Origin of the sequence: Nonomuraea sp. SYSU D8015, assembly GCF_008065375.1 — a bacterium.
Classification (GTDB): domain Bacteria; phylum Actinomycetota; class Actinomycetes; order Streptosporangiales; family Streptosporangiaceae; genus Nonomuraea.
Map to the genome: position 1 here is coordinate 280,686 of NZ_VJYI01000011.1, position 17,769 is coordinate 298,454.

A 17,769-nucleotide genomic window follows, 5' to 3' on the forward strand; every position below is an offset into this window, starting at 1 on the left:
TGCGGTGTTTCGACCCTGCTCAAGTCCGGCTGTCGCGTCGAGCCTGACCCAGACGGTGGTCAGATGCTGCTGGTGCGGGACGCTCCTGACTCGGTGCGCTCCACCGGGCGGGGGGTGGAGGTCAGCGGGGACGGCGGCGTCGAGCGGGGTCGGGTTCGGTGGTGATGCGGGCGGAGGTCTGCCCGGCTCACGCGGACGAGACAACCATCGGTCGGCGAACCGCAACCTCCGGTCGTACCGGCGGAGGGAGAGCGGTACCTAACGTGCCAGACATGAGTTCGCTACGAAACGTGATCGCCAGAAGTGCGGCCTGCCTGAGCGTCACGGCGCTGCTGCTCGTCCAGGGATGCGGCGTGGCGGAGGCGCGGAAGGAGCCGGCGACGGTCCCGGGCCCGGTGGTCGCGCTGGACAGCGGGATGATCCGAGGGGTCGACGACGGAGATGTCCTGAGGTATCGCGGCATCCGCTACGCGCACCCGCCGGTCGGCGAGCTGCGCTGGCGGCCACCCCAGCCGGTGGCCAGGTGGCGGGGCGTCGTGCCGGCGACGGCCTCCGGCCCCGCCTGCCCGCAGGACAACGGCAACCCGAAGGAGCGCAGCGACGCCGAGGACTGCCTGACACTCGACGTCACCGTCCCCAAGAAGGCGGGCGCGAAGCGCAAGCCCGTGATGGTCTGGCTGCACGGAGGCGGGTTCGTCGCGGGCAGGGGCGCCGACTACGACCCGCGCCGCCTGGCCACGCAGGGGGACGTCGTGGTGGTCACGGTGGAATTCCGGCTGGGCGTCCTCGGATACCTGGCGCTGCCGGGGATGGCCGGCGGGGGCGCGTTCGGGCTGCAGGACCAGCTGGCGGCGCTGCGCTGGGTACGGCGCAACGCGGCGGCCTTCGGCGGCGACGCGGGCAATGTGACGCTGTTCGGGGAGTCGGGCGGCGGCATCGCCACCTGCGGTCACCTCACCGCTCCCGGCAGCAGGGGCCTGTTCGCCAAGGCGATCATCCAGAGCGGCTCCTGCGGGACCGTCCTGCTGCCGATGCCCGGGGCGCCGCGGTCCCCGTTCTGGCGCTCGATCAAGGACAGCCACGCCGCCACGCGGACAGCCGCGACGCGACTCGGCTGCCCGGCTGGGCGGGACGCCGGGAAGACGCTCGCCTGTCTGCGCGGCAAGCCGGTCAAGGATCTGCTACCGCAGACCCAGCTGTTCCAGGCGGCTGCCTACGGCGGCCCGACCCTGCCCGCCTCCCCCGAGCGGGCGCTGCGTACGGGGGACTTCGGCCGGGTACCGGTGCTGTCCGGGCACACGAGCAAGGAGGCCCTGCTGTTCGCCGCGACGCTTGGCCTGGCCGGCACGCCGATCACTGACGAGAACCTGCCCGCCCTGCTGCGCGAGGGCTTCGGGAGCAGGGCGGACGACATCGCGCGCCGCTATCGGCGCGAGGACTACGCGACCGCGAGCGAGGCCTGGGCGGCCCCCTACACCGACGCCGTCTTCGCGTGCCCCCATGCCGAGGACCGCGACGCCCTGGCCCGCCGCGTGCCCGTGTACGCCTACGTGTTCGGCGACGACACCGCCCCGCCGTTCATCCCGTCCCCGCCGGCGTTCCCCGCCGGCGCCGGACACGCCTCCGAGCTGCTGTATCTGTTCGACGTCAAGGACAAGCCGATCAGCCTGGACGGCGAGCGAGTCCCGCTCACCGCGCTCCAGCAGTCCGTGGCCCGGGATATGGTGGCCGCCTGGACATCGTTCGCGCGGACCGGCACGCCATCGGTGAGCGGGAAGCCATGGCCGCGCTGGGTGCCGAAGGCGGGCAGCGAACGGGTGGCTCACCTGATCACCGAGCGGCCGGGCAGCACCGCCACGACGCCGGTGCCCGCATGCGACCGCCTCAACGGACCGTGACCACCACCACACCGCAGCCGAGCGAGGCCAGGAGGGCGGTTGTCTTCCTGGTTTTCGTCATGGCCGCGTTCGCGCTCCTCGACGTCGCGATCTACCTCAACGTGCAGCGCACCGGCGGCCCGCTCGGCCCGGCCGCCGGGCTGGTGCTGAGCCTGGCCGTGAACGCCTGCCTGCCGGCGCTTCCCCGTTTCCCCCGAGCGGTCGCCGTGGTCACGGCCGCCGCGACGGCCGTGGCGGCTGTGGGCGACACGCTGGTCGCGGGGATGTTCACCCCGGTCAATCCGGTCATGCCGGTCACCGCGCCCTTGTGCACGCCCGTGATCATGTGGGGTCTGGCCCACACGCTGCCGCGCCGCGAGGTGCTGGCGTACGTGGCGGTCCTGGCGGTGGCCGCCACCCGGCCGTGGACCCCGTCCTGGGAGACCATGTACGCCGGGATCACCACCGTCGTCCTGCCCGCCGTGCTCGGCCTGTACGTGCGGGCGCGCCGCGAGCTGGTGGGATCGCTCCGCGGACGGGCCGAGAGCGCCGAACGCGAGCGGCACCTGCTGGCCGAGCAGGCCAAGGCGGCGGAGCGGCAGCGGCTGGCCGGTGAAATGCACGACATCGTCACCCACCACGTCACCGAGATCGTGCTGGCCGCCGGCGCGCTGAAGGTGTCCACGACAGACCGCGCCGCCCAGGCCGCCGCCGAGCACATCCGCCGCACCGGCTCGCGTGCCCTGACCGAGCTGCGCGACCTGATCGGCATCCTGCGCCGCGGCCACGAGCACGAGCCGGGCGAGCCGCCGCACGTCATACTCGCCCCTGCCGACGTGAGCGCCCTGGTGGAGGCGGCCGTCTCGGCGGGCAACCCGACCACCCTGCACGTCACCGGCGAGCCGAGGGCGGTGACCCCGGCCGTTGCCCGGGGCGCGTACCGGGTGCTGCAAGAGGCGCTCACCAACGCCATGAAGCACGCGCCGGGAGCCCGCGTGGACGTCGAACTGACCTACGACCACGGCGCCATGACCGTGACGGTGACCAACGCCCCCGCCCCGCGTTCCGGCGACACCGTCCTCGCGGCGAGCGGCTCCGGAACGGGTCTCGACGGACTGCGACGCCGCGTCTCCCTGCTCGGCGGCTCCTTCGAGGCGAGCCCGGCCCCCTGCGGCGGGTTCCGGGTGTCGGCCGCCCTGCCCGCCTCCGTCCCCACCGGCGAGGCCCCCCAGCACAACGAACGGCGGGAGACCGGATGATCAGAGTGCTCGTGGCCGACGACGACCCCATGGTCCGCCGTCACCTGCGCACCATCCTCGTGGCGGGCGGGGAGGTGGAGGTCGTCGCGGAGGCCGAGGACGGCGCCGACGCGGTGGAAGCCGTCCTGCGCACATCTCCCGACGTGGTGCTGATGGACATCAGGATGCCGGGCGTGGACGGGATCACCGCCACGGCCGAGATCGCCAGGATGAGCGCCCCGCCGGCGGTGGTCGCCCTGACCACGTTCGACTCCGACACCCACGTACTGCGGGCGCTGGCGGCCGGGGCGAGCGGCTTCCTTGTCAAGTCGACCCCGCCGGAGGACCTGCTCGACCTCGTCAAAGTGGCGGCCCAAGGGCACACCGTGCTGTCTCCGGCCGCCGCCCGCCACCTCGTCTCCCGCTCTGCCAGGACCGACGACCAGACCAGAGCCGCGCGGGAGAAGGCCGACGCGCTGAGCGAGCGCGAGCGCGACGTGCTCGGTTGCCTCGGCGACGGGCTGACCAACAGCGAGATCGCGGCGCGGCTGTTCCTCTCGGAGACCACGGTCAAGAGCTATGTGTCCCGGCTGCTCGACAAGCTGGGCCTGGCGAACCGCACCCAGGCAGGCCTGCTCGCCCACCAGGCGCGCCTCGTCCCCGAGGACGAGCAGGACGAGACGTCGTGAAGGCCTGCCAGGCGAAACCTCCTGAAAACGGCCGGGAAAGATGTCCCAACGGCCAGGAGCACCGCTGACCGGGTAACCGGTGCACGCGATCTCACCCTGGACACTTCTACGTGTACGCCGACAGCGCAGGAGAGCCCCTGCTCGGCGGCGCGTTGTGTCACTCGCCTGCAGGCCCGGTGAGTCGGCCGAGCACGTGCGGCTCGAGTGTCCACCGACATTCCTGCGAACGAGGGCGTATTCGGCTCGGGGCCATCCCTGTTCTGTGGGTGCGGCACCGGGATGAGCAAGCACACACCGATGGACATATTGCAGTCAGCCGATTGGGTGCTCTTGGTGCGGTCGATTTCGCCGGTGATGGCGACCACGGTCATGCCGGGAAGGTGCTGGTGGGTCAGCCCCAGTGCTGGGGTCGGCGCCCTCGCCGGGCGGGGCGAGGGCTGTGGTTGCCGGCAGGCGCCCATGCGCCACGAGGAGGACGAAGACCCGGCCTGCTGCCGTGCAGCCGCTCCAGCGGTGTCTGTGGGCAGATCCCGGCCGGTCGCCGGCGTCGGAGGACCGGAGCACGGCGCGGTCAGTGGGAGTCTGGTCTGGGAGTATGGATGCCGGCGGCGCGGAGCTTGGCCTCGACGAGCGCGACCCCCCGGGCCGCGGCCGATCCCTGCGCTTCGCCGTGGAGGGCGATCAGCTTGTACCGGGTCGCGGCCTCGGTGCGGGCTTGCCGACCGGTCACGATCATCAGCTGTGCGGGGTTGGCGAGGAAGTGGTCGGCCATGGCGGTGGCGAGCTCGGCGATGCGCGGGTCGTCCGGTTCCCAGGCCGCGGCTTCGGCTCCGCGCTTGATCAAGGCGACGAACCGGGGGTCTTCGAGGGCGTGCTCGACATGGGTGAGGTAGTCGTCGAAGCCCTCTGGGACCAGGGCGCTGGCCAGCACCCAGCCCTCCCTGGTGGCCGCCACCTCGTCCGCGGGGAAGCCGAGGCCGGCCAGCCGCTGCAGCAGCCCCACGGCGCGGTCGGGCAGCAGGGCCCGGTCGCCATCGGCGAGCCGGTGCAGCGTGTCACGCCGCGCGATCAACTCCTCGATCTGTTCGGTGAGCTGCCGCTCGACGTCGGCGAGCGCGGCGGCGAACACCGCGGCGTCGGCGTCGAGCAGGGGCCCGATCTCGGCCAGCGGCACCCCGGCGGCGGCCAGCGTCCGGACCTGCACCAGCCGCAACAACTCGGCCGATCCGTACCGCCGGTAACCGGAGCTGTCGCGTTCCGGCTCCTCGACCAGGCCGAGCTTGTGGTAGTGCCGCACCGTCTTCACCGTGACGCCGACGAATGCCGCCGCCTGCCCGATCGTGACTCCGTTCATCATCTGCTCAGCCTGCCTCGTGCTCGAGCTCGGCGACTACGCACACCACGGCCGAGCGTATGGACTGGCCACGCGAGCTCGTTGAGCTCGCGGCGTACGGTCATAGGTGTTCAGTGCGTCGGCTGAGCCGGATCGGTCTGCCCGCCGCAGAACACCTCGTTGACGAGCCTTTGCTGGGCGTTCTGGAATGCTGCTGCGATGGACAGGTCGGCGTCGTCCACACAGTTCAGCGACGCGGTCAGGGTCTTGCTGCCGTCGGGCGTGCTGTACATCAGCGCCGCGGAACCCACCAGGGCGCCGTTGTGGGTGATGACGGTGCCGCCGCAGCCGGTGTCCTGCACGAACACCCCCAGGCCGTAGCCCATCTTCGGGATGCCCGTCGGGTGCGGTGTGCGCATTTCGGCCAGCAGCTCGGCCGGCAGGAGCTTGCCGCCGTTCAGCGCGGAGATGAAGGTGTGCAGGTCCTGGGTGGTCGAGATCATGTCACCGCCGGTGGAGATCCAGGAGGGGTTGTGGCGGGTGACGTCGAGCGTCTGCTGCCGGTCGGCGTCCTCGTACCGGTAGTAGGCGTGGGCGTACGGCTCGGGGATCTCTGGCGAGGCGTCCGGCACCACAGTGCCCGACAGCCCGAGCGGCCCCAGGATCCGTCGCTGCATCTCCTCGGCTAGCGAGCGGCCGGCGACCTTCTCGATCAGGAGCCTGGCCAGCACGTAGTTGGTGTTGGAATAGCTCCAGTCCGTGCCCGGCTCGAACCGTGCCGGCTTGGACAACGCCAGACGTACCAGCTCCTCCGGCCGGTGGGTCTTGAACCGGTTGTCCACCCACTCCTTGCCCGTGGTGCCGTAGGGGATAGGGATGCCCGGCGCGACCGTCCCGTCGTGGTGGAGTTCGCCGCTGAAGTTGAACACCCCGCTGGTGTGCTGCAACAGCATCCGCACCGTGATCCGCCGGTCCAGCCCGAACTCGGGCAGATAGTCCGCCGCTGGGACGTCCAGCCCGATCTTGCCCTCGGCCACCAATTGCAGCACCAGGGTCGCGGTGAAGGTCTTGGTGTTGCTGCCGATCCGGACGTGTCCATTGATCGGCGGCTTGGCGGTCCCGCCCAGCTCGGCCACCCCGGCGCTGCCGGCCCACTCACCCCGCTCATCGTGCACGCGCAGCGACACCCCGGCGAAACCGGACTCGACGATCTCCTCGATCGCCTTCTGCAGCTCCGGGCGGTCCTGCCCCGCAGCCGCCTCCGGCACGGCCCCGCTGTCCGCAGCGGTTATCCTGGCGGCGTCGAGGGCTTCGGTGATCTTGCGGGCCATCTCCGCCATGGTGGGGCTCGGCCCATCCTGGTGAATCTGGGCGGTTTCGACAGCGACGAGGACGGCGCTGCGGAAGTTGCCGGCCTCGGCCGGATCCTGCTTCTTCAGCAGGTTCATGGCCGCGGTCAGGGCCGGCAGCACGCGGTCGGCGATCTCGGCCACGGCCTTGCCGCCCAGGTCCTTGCCCTTGGGGTACTCGGCGAGCACGTGCCCGACCAGGCCGGTGGCCGAGCCCAGCGCGATGCCGCCGTGGTGGCGCTCTTGTGGGGCTTGCCGGCGGCACCGGCGGCGGCCATCAGCGACACGGCGCCGTACGCGGCAGTCCGCAGGATGCTCATTTCTTGGTCGGAAAGGGCGAGCGTCATGGTGGGTTGCTCCTTCGAATCTGTTATGTCCGGGTCGGCGTCGTGCCGCTGCGCCGAGCTTCCACCCTGACCCGAGGTCAACCTCAACCGTGATCTAGCTCACAGCTACTTTGGGGGTTTGAGACAGCTTCGGGAGCCGGTCCCCGCGCGCAGGCACGCCGCCCGCCTCGTCATCACCCGGGCAAGAGGCAGGTCCGGCACCCCGGTGGCCGGTCATGCTGGCGCTGCCGGTCGATGAGTTTCGCGGCCTGAAAAGGTCCCACAGGGCAGGAGCCATACAGAGCGGCTCCGGCTTCAGCTCACCGTTACTCAAAACCAATGGGACATCACTGCCCTTCCGAGCATTCGAGGATGTGAGACACATGCCGGAAAACAAGGTGGCCATCGTCTATGGGGCCAGCCGGATCGGAGTTGCGATGGCCGGGGCATTCGCCGCCGCGGGTGCGCGAGTGCATCTGGCCAACCGTCGCTGCCCAGGCCGGGCGCATCGACATCTGCTTCAACCTCATCAGCCACGGCGACGTCCAAGGCACCCCGTTCATCGACATGGAGGTGGAGGACTTCGTCCGGCCGATCGACTCGATCACCCGGTCGACCTTCCTCACCTCCCAGGCCACGGCCCGCCACATGGCCGAACAGGGCTCACGTGTGATCTTGATCTTCGGCGGCGGCGGCGAGCCCCTGCGGAACTACAGCCTGGGCGGCACCCTCGTGGCCTTCGAGGCCCAGGAGGCCATGCGCCGACAGCCGGCTGCGAACTCGGCCCGCAGGGTATCCGGGCGATCACCATCGTGACCAGCGGTATCCCCGAAGCCGGTGCGTCTGACGACCTGGACGATGCCTGCAACACGGCCGTGTTCGTCGCCCCCGACCAGGCCCGCATGATGACCGCCGCCACGGTCGATATCAGCGGCGGCGCCATCATCAACTGACAGCCGCCGTTCGTCGCATCGGGACACGGGCTGAGGCCATGGTGATGATCGGCGTGCCCGGAGAATGACGGCCATGCCAGGGATATAAGGGGCATGCTGGATCTCATGCGAGTGGTCCAAGCCGTCGCCGGCGCGATCGTCAGCATCGTCCTGGTGGGTCTCATCGGCTGGCCGGGAGAGACCATCACGAGCATGGCGGGCCATCCTGAGCCGTGGAATCCGCCGGGACGCGGAACCCCTCCCATCGACGTTCTGAACAAGGCAGACAAGTACGGCGAGATCTTCGGCGACGTGCAGGTGATGCGTCGCGGGTACGGAGTGGCCGCCGTACGGCTCGCCGACGGAATCGACAGCTGGGTGTACCAGCATCGCTGGGACCATGAGCTGGGGCCGCACATCCGCGTGGACGAGCGGTACTACGCAGTCGCCTGGCGGGACGGTCGAGTCACGCTCATCGACGTGCCGGCCGCTCGCATCGCCTGGCGCGCCCACATGTCCGACGGGCCGCTCCCACGCGCCCACCAGGCATCCGATGAGGAAGGGGTGACGCCCTGGGGGCTGTCCGTCGCCCGCCACGGCTCCACGCCGGTCCTGGTGGTCCTGCACGATGGCCGCATCGACGCCCTGGACAGCCGCACGGGCGCGATCCGATGGTCCTACCAGTCCCCGTCGTGCGGTCCCATCAGCAAGGCCCGGGGCGAGGGCGGCGCGGTGCTCGTCGTCCACAGGCGCGGCGATCGAGAGGTGGGCGATCGAGACGTGAACGTCGCGCTCAGCCCCGATGACGGAAGGCTGCTGTGGACCTTCTCCGACGGGGCGCTCTACGAGAGCAGAGCGATCGGCGCGGATCGCCTGGCGCTGGCGGACATCGACGGTCTTGTCGTGCGCAGGGCCGTGGACGGGAAGATCCTCTGGCGCGCCCCGTTGACGAGACCCGCGAACGACAGCTTTTCGGACGCCTTCGGTGTCGCCGGCGATCTCCTGACGGTGCGCACCGAAACAGAGGTCGTCGCCCACCGCGTCGCCGACGGCCGCATAGCTTGGCGCCACCCCGTGAGCGGCAGCGGTGCTTGGCTCGATTCCGTGGACGGCACCAGCCGGGCTCCGCCCACGGTGGTCGACACCGTCCTGACGGACGGCGTGCACACCTATGCGGCGGAGGACGCGCGGACACTCGTCAAGTTCGACGCCCGCACGGGACGCGTCATCGACCGGCGCCGCTTCGACGAAGAGCTCTACCTGGAAGATATGCAGGACGGTCTGGCGGTGATCAGCGTGGGCGACTCCAGCATGATGATCGACTGACAGTATTGCCTGGAGAGGGTCCTACCATGATCGTTCTGAGCCAGCCACCGCCTACGAGTCCCTGGTGGACGCCCGGGACTGATCCGTCGGTCGCTGAGGTGACCCCCGATGAGACCCCCGCGGGTCAGCCGCCGTTCGGGCGCGGCCGGGCACGTACGTGAGCGCGTTCCCCCTGGGGCCCGAACAGGATGAGCAGCTCGACCGGCGCCACCCCGCCCCGGTCGTGCCGCTGAGCTTCTTCACCAGGATGCGCAGCGCGGCCCCGCTGCTGGCCATGATGCTCATCCCGGCGGGCCAGGCCGGTTTCCTCTACTTCGCCGCGTTGTTCACCCAGAACGCCCTGGGCTTCACCCCGCTCCAGACCGGGATGTCCGTCCTTCCCTTCACCGCCGCACTGCTCGTCACGAACTTCCTGACCAGCCGTTTGGTGACGCGCTACGGGGAGCGGATCGTCGGCTCACTCGGGATGCTCGGCCTGCTCACCGGGTTGGTGTGGATGTCGCGCATCGACGCCGCCGACACGTTCGCGGGCGGACTGCTCGGGCCGTTCGTCCTGCTCGGCCTCGGCGCGGGGCTGACCATCGCGCCGCTCACCGCCGTCATCCTGCAGCAGGCGCCGCCTGCCCACGTCGCCGCCGCCTCCAGCCTCAACCAGGCCATGCAGCAACTCGGCGGCGCGCTCGGCCTGGCCGTGATGACCACCGTGTACGGCAGCGCCACCGCGGGCGGAGCCGGCGAGGCGGGGGCGATCGCCGCAGCCCTCACCGCCGGAGTCGTCTTCCCCACGCTCGCCCTGACCCTCTTCACCACATGGGCTCGACCCACCACGACCACGCAATGACCGACACACCCCTGGACCGTGGCCGTCACCTCGCACGAATGGCTCGACGACACGCCCCGGCACCATCCCGGGTGTTCTCGAACTCGCTTCTGGCCCTCACTCGTCCCTCGGCTCCGTTGTGCGGGCGCCGGACGAGACGATCATTTGCCGTTAGGATTGCCGGATGAAGACCCACGATCAACTGAAGGGATTCTGGGAGAGCCGCCTGGAGTCCGACTGGACCGAGAGTGGCGTCGGCTACGCGGCATTGGGCCGCGCCTTCAACATCTGGATGTACCGCATCCGCGCAGAGGTCTTCGATCGCGAGGCCGCGACCCTGCGCCTGCGCGACGCCCACGTCCTCGACATCGGCTCGGGCACCGGCTTCTATGTCCGACGTTGGCAGCGGCTGGGCGTCAAGTCGATCGTCGGCTGCGACCTCACCCACGCGGCGGTCGAACGGCTGCGCGAGCGCTTCCCCGGCGTGGAGTTCCATGAGTTGGACATCGCCGAGCCCGGCGACGTGCTCCAGCCGGGCTCGTTCGACGCGGTCTCGGCCATGGACATGCTCTTTCACATCACCGACGACGCCCGTTACAAGGCGGCCCTGCGTTCCATTGCCGAGGTCCTGCGTCCTGGCGGCGTCTTCATCATGTCGGAGAACTTCCTGCAGCGGCCGGAGCAACGCGGCGACCATCAGGTCAACCGCACGCTCCCGTGGATCACCAAGGCTCTGGACGAGGCCGGGTTCGACGTGATGCGCCGGGTGCCGATGCTCGTGCTCATGAACGCCCAGGTCGATGCGAACCCCATCTGGCGCAAGTTCTGGGGTGGCATCCTGCGCGGGGTCACTTTGAGCGAACAGACCGGCGGCCTGGCGGGATCCCTGCTTTATCCACTGGAACGGCGGCTCGTCCGCCTGCTCAGGGAGAGCCCCACCACAGAGATGATGATCTGTCGGCGTCGCTAGAGAAGTCGTTCATGCGACTCCCGTCGCGCGTCCCCGTGGATTCGGGCGCGCACTGGCGGGGTCGGCGTTCGGGGCAGGCGACCACGTGGCGGCGGCGCACCGGCCCGAGAGTGTGACTGCGGCTCGCCTTCCGGCCCGGGACGCCGGCGCTGACCATGGAAGACGACGGACCACCGGCACCCCGCTCCGCGACAAGATGCCCACGACCAGCCGAGAGCGGGATCACGGTCGATCCCGGCATCAACAGCCGGCCGGCCACGACCTCGAAGGCCCCGCGATCAGCCGTGGGTGTCCGGCCCGTCGCGATCGAGCGCTGCTCGGATCTGGCTGAGCCACTCTGTGCCCAGCCGGTGCCCGTTGGGCAGTTGGTCGCCTCGATCCCAGCGCCATGTTGTGATCATCGCCAGCACGAGGATCCGGCACTGGCGTAGCAAGCCTTGGTCGACGCCCGGATAGTGCTCGCCGACTTCTTCGGGCGCATGGGCGAGGTCGAATTCGACAGGCCCACGGCAGCACGTCTCGAGGTCGATGAACAGCAGCCCGTTCTTCGTGGTGAGCACGTTGCCAGGGTGCGGCTCGCCGTGCAGGAGCTGTTCGGCGCCGCCGCGCTCGCCGATGGCTCGTCTCAGGTTCCGTAACGTGTCGCCGAGGAGCTCCCGGTCCGCGTCCGCGAGCGCCGGAGTGCGGTCGCGGCTGGCCACGAGTTGTTGAGCCTGCTCGACGCGATCCGTGAAGTGCGGCGTCGGGACATCGAGCTTGCGCATGCCGGCATGCAGCCGCTCGAGCGCATGGGCATAGTCGGCTGGTGAGACCTCTCGAGGCGTCGCAGGTTCGTAGTAGTTCCACAGTGTGACCACGAAGCCATCACGCTCGTGGACACGTGGCTCCACTCGCGGCTCGAGAACGGCCACAGGGCTCCCGGATTCGGCGAGCCGTCGAGCCAGCTCGATTTCGAGCTCCGCGACCTGATGCGCTACAGGTGCCACCCGGGCCAGGACGTCACACGGCAGCAGACGCAGGGTGAGCTTGTTCGAGTCATGAAGGACGATCGCGTCGTCGGCTGTCAGGCCGAGTGATGAGGCGGTCGACATGGCCGCGGCCACTGCACGCGGGATCTCTGACGCCTGCATCGTCGCGATCCCTCTCCCTTACGCGCTGCCGTACTCCCCAAGCGGTGCAACCTGGGCACCATACCAACTCATCGACAGAGAGCCCGGCCAGAGGGCTGACTGGCCTCATCAACCCCAATAACACCATGTGGCAAACTCGTCAAATTGGTAACGATTGGAACGGTCCGAACTTCTACCGCAAATCACTCCCATACCTTCTCTATCTGTCTGTCTGTGACCGACTGCGTCACCATGATCACGCACGAGCCGGGGGGAAGTGCGGGGGAAGGCTCTGTGTGTCTGATTCGAACTGGCTTGATGCTGCCTACGAATGGGTCGTCCGCTCCAGCGCGAACGGCTCATGGCGGGATCTGATCCCTCTGGGCTTGGCCGGCATGCTCGTCTGGGGACTGTGGATCTACCGGATCGTGCTGTCGCGGCTCGCCAAGCCGATCGTCAACGGCTACCGGACGTCGGTCTCCGTCGTGGTCCCGTCCTACCGGGAGGACGCCGAGATCCTGGTGCGCTGCCTGGACAGCTGGCTGTCCCAGGACCCGTACGAAGTGATCATCGTGGTGGACGTCGGCGACACCGAGTGCCACGCGAGGCTCCGCGAGGTGACCGACCCCCGGCTGCGCGTCCTGGTGTACGAGCACGCGGGCAAGCGCTCCGCGCTCGGGGTGGGCATCCGGGAGGCCCGGGGCGACATCGTCGTCTTCGCCGACTCCGACACCTGGTGGCAGCCCGGCCTGCTGGATGCCGTGCAGATGCCCTTCGAGGACCCGGCGGTCGGCGGCGTCGGCACCCAGCAGAACGTGTACCAGCGCACCACCAGCGTATGGCGGCGGATCGCGGACTGGCTGGTCAACCTCCGCTACTACGACTACGTGCCCGCGATGGGCAGCAGGGGAGGCGTGGCCTGCCTGTCCGGCCGGACCGCCGCCTACCGCCGCGCGGCCATCCTCCCTGTCGTCCACCACCTGGAGAACGAGTTCTTCCTCGGCCGCCGGTGCATCGCCGGCGACGACGGCCGCCTGACCTGGCTGGTCCTCGCCTCGGGGTACAAGACGGTGCACCAATCCACGGCCCGCGCCATCTCGATGTTCCCCGACTCCTTCCGCGCCTTCGTCAAGCAGCGCATCCGGTGGAGCCGCAACTCCTACCGCTGCTACCTGACCGCGCTGTGGAAGGGCTGGCTGTGGAAGACCCCGCTGGTCACGAAGGTGACCGTGCTGCAGATCCTGCTCACCCCGGTGACCATGGGCATCACGCTCGCCTACCTGTTCTTCAGCAGGCTGGAGCTGACCCCTGCGGGCATCGGGCTGGCGGTCGGCTGGCTGCTCCTCGGGCGGGGCATCCGCGGCTGGTCGCACCTGCGCCGCCACCCGGGTGAGATCCTGCTGTTGCCGCTGCTCTGCCTGGTGGTCATCATGATCGCGTTGCCGATCAAGCTGTGGGCGTTCCTGACGATGAACAAGCAGGGCTGGCTGACCCGTTCGTCCGACCAGGTGGGCGGGGCCGGTCAGAGCGCGGCCACGCTCAAGGGCGTGGGCTGATGGCGCGGCTCATCCGTGCTGCGCTCGCCGCCGCGGTGCTGGTCATCGGGGCGGGAAGCGGCGTGGCGGCCTTATCCGCCTCCTCCGCCGCCTCGACGTCCGGTACGGGGGCGCAGGTCAACCCCGTGGAACCCGAGATCCCGACGGACACCCCGGGCCCTGCGCAGAGCGAGAGGCCGACGGAGGAGGAGACCCCGGCCGAGGAGGAGGAGCCGACGGACAGCCCGGCTCCGACGACCCGCGCGCGCAAACCCTCGGCGACGCCGAAGTCCAGCGCGACTCCGAGGACCACCGCGACCGGCAAGCCCCCGAAGACCACGGCCACGCCTAAGACCACGGCCACGCCGGGGGCCGGCGTGACCGCCGGGCCGGCTCCGTCGCGCAGCGCCGATCCGGAGAACACGGAGGAGCCCGAGGACGCCCCCGTTCCGTTGGAAGACGCGGTCATGGCCGACGACGACACCTTGAAGGCCGGCACGCTGTCGGCGGTCGACGCCGAGGCGCAGGCGATCCTGGTGGACGTCGAGGACCAGCGGATCGTGCAGGTCCGCGCCGCGCTCACGGCTCTGATGCAGGCCGGCGGCGTGGCGGCCGCGCAGCGCAAGCAGCCGCAGATCTTCGTGTCGGCGCACGGCAGGACCCTGGTGCTGCCCGCCCGCAGCACCTCGGCCCCCTACACCGTGAAGGACCTGGCCGCCGTCGAGAAGGGCCGCTACCTGCGGAAGATGAAGGACGGCTCCTACTTGCTGGGCGTCCACGTCTTCGTGGCCGACGGGGCGACCCTGCAGCTGCGGGGGCCGCTGACGCTGCGCATGGGCAGCCTGCCCGGCTCGTTCAGCTCGATCATCGCGTTCGGCGGCGACATCAAGATCGAGGGCACCGCGAAGCGGCCGGTGCGGATCACCAGCTGGGACGTGCGGACCCGCAAGCCGGACCAGGTCACGACCGACGGCCGCGCCTACATCAGGGCCGTGGGAGGCCACTTCGAGATGTCGTACACCCACGTCTCCCACCTGGGTTTCTGGAGCGGACGCACCGGGGGCATCGCGCTCACCGGCACCGAGCGGCCGGCCAGCGTCTACCGGCACCGGACCAAGGCGCAACGCCACCAGGACAAGCGCGAGCGCCTGTCCAAGGCCGGGACCGACCGGGGCGGGAGCAACTTCGGCGACGTGGAGACCAGCCCGATCGGACCGGGCACCGCCACGCACGTGCTCGCCGACGAGCTGGTGTCCGGATCGATCGAGCACAGCGTCATCACCGGCGACGCCTACGGGCTCTTCGTCTCCGGCTCGAACCAGACGCGCATCATCGACAACGAGATCGACGGCAGCCTGGTGCACGGCGTGTTCATGCACCGGTTCGCGAAGAACGCGGTCATCGAGCGGACGACGGTGCGTGGCAGCGGCGGCGACGGTTTCGTGCTGTCGCGGGCCACCGAGAAAGTGCGGATCACCGACTGCCGGGCGGAGCGGAACGGCCGGAACGGCTTCACGCTCAACGGGCGGGCGCTCGCGCAGGGCCCCTCGGCCAGCGGCGAGTCGCTGGCCGTCTACGGCGACAGCTCGGTCAACGACAGCGTCGCCCGCGACAACGGCAGGTACGGCATCGAGGTGCTCGGCGGCAGCCGGCTGGCCGTGCACACCAGCGAGATCATCGGCGGAGACATGGGCATCGTGGTCCGCGAGGGCGCCGCCGGAGTGCAGATCTCCGGCAACAAGCTGACCAACCAGCGCCGCCAGGCGATCGCGCTGAGGGACGGGGCGACCGGCGCGCACGTCGCCGGGAACACGATCACAGGAGCAGTCACCGGGATCTACCTGCGCGGCTCCAACGGCAAGATCGTCGGTAACACGATCACCACGCCGGCGAAGCCCAACGCCCACGGGATCACCGTGATCGGCGACGCCGGGGAGACCGAGATCACCCGCAACACCGTCATCGGCTCGGGGACCAGCGCGATCAGCGTCGCACGGGCCGGCGGCCGGGTGAACAAGCACAACAACAACGAGGACGGGTGGCAGGACACCTCGTCGTTCTGGGTCAAGGCCTCGCGCTACGTCAAGCCGATGAACGTGATCTGGTTCGGGGTCTTCCTCCTGGTGATCGTGTCGGCGCTCCGGTCCCGCGCCGCGGTCGAACGGCGGCTGGACCGCAGCGGGATCCGGAACCCGTACGAACTCCAGCGGGTGCTCGAAGAGCGGCCGGCCGTGGAGCTGCGCCCGGCGCCCGCGCCCCAGCCGGACCCCCTGGCGCACGAGGACAATCTGCGAAGGCACCGGCAGCCGGTGCGCACGGCCCCGACTCCCCTGGCGGGAGGCAGAGGATGAGCGGCTCACGGCGGCGCAAGAGCCGCGCCTCTCTGGTGATCCTGGTGCTGTGCCTGGCCGCGGCCGGGACCTGGGGATACTTGTCCTATACCGATCGCCCGGCTCCGCCGCCCGGTGTCAACGCGGCGTCCCAGGCGGAGGCCCAGCAGCAGTCGACGCTGGTCGACCAGGAGGAGCTGCGCATCATGCAGACCCGGGCGACGCTGTCCTCCGCGCTGGCGCGCGGCGGGCCGGCGGCCGCCCAGGCCCGGGTGCCGCACATCTCCAGCTCCGCCAACGGCCAGACGCTGGTGCTGCCGCAGCGCCGCGAGCCGTACCGGGTCGCCGACCTGGAACGCCTGGGTCTGGAGGAGTTCCAGAAGCAGTCCGACGATTCGTACGTGCTGAGCATCAACGTGTTCCTCGGCCCGGGAGCCAAGCTGGTGCTGCAGAACGCGACCGGTCCGCTCGTGATCCGGATGGCCAGCGAGCCCGGCAGGTTCGTCTCGATCGTGGGCTTCGGGGCGAGCATCCGGATCAACGGCTCGGCGCAGAACCCGGTGCGGATCACCAGCTGGGACGCCCAGGCCAGGACGGCGGACACGAAGGTCTCCGACGGCCGAGCCTACCTGCGCGCCGTCGGCGGGGAGCTGAAGATGAGCCACACGCTGGTGGAGCATCTCGGCTTTTGGAGCGGTCCGACCGGCGGGCTGGCGCTGACCGGCAGCGACCGGCCGACCGGCACGGCCGACCAGGTCCGCGCCACGCAGGCGGATCCCGGATCGGCCGCCTCCCGGCAGCGGATGCTGCTGCCCAACGGGCTCCTCGTGCCCAGCAGGGGCAGCGACGACAGGGTCGAGATCACCGACGGAGCGGGCGCGCGGAAGGTCGTCTACCGGCTGCCGGAGGCCAATCTGGCCACCGGCTTCATCACCGACACGAAGATCACCGGCAACGCGTACGGCATCTTCATCACGGCCTCGGACGAGACCCGGATCTCCAACGTCTCGGTCACGGGGAGCCTCGTCCACGGCGTGCTGCTGCACCGGTTCGCCCGCAACGCCTCCGTCGAGAACACCACCGTGACCGGCAGCAGAGGCGACGGTTTCGTCCTCTCCCGTGGCACGCAGAACGTCACGATCACCGGTTCGGTGGCCGAGCGCAACACCGGCAACGGGTTCACGATCAGCGGCCTGCCGCTGGCCCGCGGGCCCTCGGCCTCGGGCGAGTCACTGCGCAGCTTCGGCGGCAGTTCCCTCATCAGCAGCACGGCACGCGACAACGGCCGCTACGGCGTGGAGATCCAGGGCGGCGTCAAACCCGTCGTGCAGACCACCGAGGTCGTCGGCGGGGAGATGGGCATCGTGGTGAGCAAGGACGCCACCGACGTCCAGATCTCCGGCAACCGCCTGCGGGGCCAGCGCATCCAGGGGATCGCGCTGCGCGACGGGGTGCTGTCGGCCCGGGTCAGCGGCAACATCGTGCGCGACACCCAGACCGCGATCTACCTCCGGGACGCCAAGGCCACCATCTCGGCCAACACGGTCCAGTCGGCCTCGCTGCACGCGATCTCGGTGCTCGGCGCGGCCGAGGGCACCGCGATCACGGGCAACACCCTGGGCGGCGCCGGGCGCAGCGCGATCGACACCGGCCGGGCCAAGGGCAACCTGGCCGTCGCGCAGAACAACACCGGCGGCTGGCAGGACACGGCCGGCTTCTGGACCACCGTGAAGCGGATCGCCAAGCCGATGAACCTGGTCTGGTTCGGCGTGATCATGTTGATCGTGGTCGCGGCACTCCGGGCCATCCGCAGCGACGGCCCGCGCGTCGGCCACCGGATCGTCAACCCGTACGAGAAGCAGGCGGCGCTGGAGGAGCGGCCGGTCTGGACCCTGCGGACCGCCGGCGCCCGGGCGCCCGCCGAGAGGAGCTGAA

14 protein-coding genes are annotated in these 17,769 nt (G+C 70.1%); 11 read left to right on the plus strand and 3 right to left on the minus strand.

From position 1 onward, the window contains the following. The first annotated feature begins 272 nt into the window (after nucleotides 1-272). The 3 genes from ID574_RS37610 to ID574_RS37620 are packed head-to-tail and all read left to right on the plus strand — an operon-like array spanning nucleotide 273 to nucleotide 3,804. Nucleotides 273-1,898, plus strand: coding sequence for a carboxylesterase/lipase family protein (locus ID574_RS37610; protein ID WP_188193762.1), 1,626 nt, complete (start codon nucleotides 273-275; stop codon nucleotides 1,896-1,898). After that, entirely contained in the window at nucleotides 1,895-3,136 is a 1,242-nt protein-coding gene (locus ID574_RS37615) for a sensor histidine kinase (protein ID WP_223167478.1), read from the plus strand. Before ID574_RS37610 ends, ID574_RS37615 begins: the two co-directional genes overlap by 4 nt. Further along, nucleotides 3,133-3,804 (plus strand): response regulator transcription factor, encoded by a 672-nt coding sequence (locus ID574_RS37620; RefSeq protein WP_188193764.1) that lies wholly within the window; start codon nucleotides 3,133-3,135, stop codon nucleotides 3,802-3,804. The genes ID574_RS37615 and ID574_RS37620 overlap by 4 nt, the downstream gene beginning before the upstream one ends. A gap of 571 nt (nucleotides 3,805-4,375) precedes the next feature. On the opposite strand, the gene ID574_RS37625 is transcribed toward ID574_RS37620, so the two are convergent. Next, a complete protein-coding gene (locus ID574_RS37625; protein WP_188193765.1) occupies nucleotides 4,376-5,161 on the minus strand; it encodes a MerR family transcriptional regulator in 786 nt (261 codons plus the stop codon). A 107-nt stretch (nucleotides 5,162-5,268) separates the two neighbouring features. Further along, nucleotides 5,269-6,675, minus strand: coding sequence for a serine hydrolase domain-containing protein (locus ID574_RS37630; protein WP_223167479.1), 1,407 nt, complete (start codon nucleotides 6,673-6,675; stop codon nucleotides 5,269-5,271). A gap of 548 nt (nucleotides 6,676-7,223) precedes the next feature. Here ID574_RS37630 and ID574_RS37635 point away from each other — a divergent pair. The 5 genes from ID574_RS37635 (at nucleotide 7,224) to ID574_RS37650 (ending at nucleotide 10,860) form a co-directional block, all read left to right on the plus strand. After that, entirely contained in the window at nucleotides 7,224-7,628 is a 405-nt protein-coding gene (locus ID574_RS37635) for an SDR family oxidoreductase (protein WP_223167480.1), read from the plus strand. Then, on the plus strand, nucleotides 7,625-7,765 hold the full coding sequence (locus tag ID574_RS60510) for a hypothetical protein (RefSeq protein ID WP_223167481.1): 141 nt from the start codon (nucleotides 7,625-7,627) through the stop codon (nucleotides 7,763-7,765). The genes ID574_RS37635 and ID574_RS60510 overlap by 4 nt, the downstream gene beginning before the upstream one ends. Before the next feature lie 105 nt (nucleotides 7,766-7,870). Continuing rightward, on the plus strand, nucleotides 7,871-9,070 hold the full coding sequence (locus ID574_RS37640) for an outer membrane protein assembly factor BamB family protein (RefSeq protein ID WP_188193766.1): 1,200 nt from the start codon (nucleotides 7,871-7,873) through the stop codon (nucleotides 9,068-9,070). 157 nt (nucleotides 9,071-9,227) lie between these two features. Continuing rightward, nucleotides 9,228-9,911 (plus strand): MFS transporter, encoded by a 684-nt coding sequence (locus ID574_RS37645; RefSeq protein ID WP_188193767.1) that lies wholly within the window; start codon nucleotides 9,228-9,230, stop codon nucleotides 9,909-9,911. A 163-nt stretch (nucleotides 9,912-10,074) separates the two neighbouring features. Next, complete coding sequence (locus ID574_RS37650) at nucleotides 10,075-10,860, plus strand: class I SAM-dependent methyltransferase (RefSeq protein WP_188193768.1); 786 nt, start codon at nucleotides 10,075-10,077, stop codon at nucleotides 10,858-10,860. A 278-nt stretch (nucleotides 10,861-11,138) separates the two neighbouring features. Here ID574_RS37650 and ID574_RS37655 read toward each other — a convergent pair whose 3' ends face one another. Then, complete coding sequence (locus ID574_RS37655) at nucleotides 11,139-11,990, minus strand: phosphotransferase enzyme family protein (protein ID WP_188193769.1); 852 nt, start codon at nucleotides 11,988-11,990, stop codon at nucleotides 11,139-11,141. Between the two features lie 275 nt (nucleotides 11,991-12,265). Here ID574_RS37655 and ID574_RS37660 point away from each other — a divergent pair, with 275 nt between their 5' ends. Genes ID574_RS37660 through ID574_RS37670 form a run of 3 tightly spaced genes read left to right on the plus strand, consistent with a single transcriptional unit; the run spans nucleotide 12,266 to nucleotide 17,768 of the window. Next, the gene (locus ID574_RS37660; RefSeq protein ID WP_223167482.1) at nucleotides 12,266-13,525 is read left to right on the plus strand and encodes a glycosyltransferase family 2 protein; all 1,260 of its coding nucleotides are present in this window, start codon (nucleotides 12,266-12,268) and stop codon (nucleotides 13,523-13,525) included. After that, the gene (locus ID574_RS37665; protein ID WP_188193770.1) at nucleotides 13,525-15,855 is read left to right on the plus strand and encodes a right-handed parallel beta-helix repeat-containing protein; all 2,331 of its coding nucleotides are present in this window, start codon (nucleotides 13,525-13,527) and stop codon (nucleotides 15,853-15,855) included. The genes ID574_RS37660 and ID574_RS37665 overlap by 1 nt, the downstream gene beginning before the upstream one ends. Beyond that, the gene (locus ID574_RS37670) at nucleotides 15,852-17,768 is read left to right on the plus strand and encodes a right-handed parallel beta-helix repeat-containing protein (RefSeq protein WP_188193771.1); all 1,917 of its coding nucleotides are present in this window, start codon (nucleotides 15,852-15,854) and stop codon (nucleotides 17,766-17,768) included. The genes ID574_RS37665 and ID574_RS37670 overlap by 4 nt, the downstream gene beginning before the upstream one ends. The last annotated feature ends 1 nt before the right edge of the window (nucleotide 17,769 follow it).

Excerpts from the sequence above, each read along its gene's own strand:
- ID574_RS37665 (WP_188193770.1), top strand. The coding sequence starts at position 13,525 with ATGGCGCGGCTCATCCGTGCTGCGCTCGCCGCCGCGGTGCTGGTCATC.
- ID574_RS37610 (WP_188193762.1), top strand. The coding sequence starts at position 273 with ATGAGTTCGCTACGAAACGTGATCGCCAGAAGTGCGGCCTGCCTGAGC.
- ID574_RS37640 (WP_188193766.1), top strand. The coding sequence starts at position 7,871 with ATGCGAGTGGTCCAAGCCGTCGCCGGCGCGATCGTCAGCATCGTCCTG.
- ID574_RS37655 (WP_188193769.1), bottom strand. The coding sequence starts at position 11,990 with ATGCAGGCGTCAGAGATCCCGCGTGCAGTGGCCGCGGCCATGTCGACC.
- ID574_RS37635 (WP_223167480.1), top strand. The coding sequence starts at position 7,224 with ATGGGGCCAGCCGGATCGGAGTTGCGATGGCCGGGGCATTCGCCGCCG.
- ID574_RS37670 (WP_188193771.1), top strand. The coding sequence starts at position 15,852 with ATGAGCGGCTCACGGCGGCGCAAGAGCCGCGCCTCTCTGGTGATCCTG.
- ID574_RS37650 (WP_188193768.1), top strand. The coding sequence starts at position 10,075 with ATGAAGACCCACGATCAACTGAAGGGATTCTGGGAGAGCCGCCTGGAG.
- ID574_RS37620 (WP_188193764.1), top strand. The coding sequence starts at position 3,133 with ATGATCAGAGTGCTCGTGGCCGACGACGACCCCATGGTCCGCCGTCAC.
- ID574_RS37625 (WP_188193765.1), bottom strand. The coding sequence starts at position 5,161 with ATGATGAACGGAGTCACGATCGGGCAGGCGGCGGCATTCGTCGGCGTC.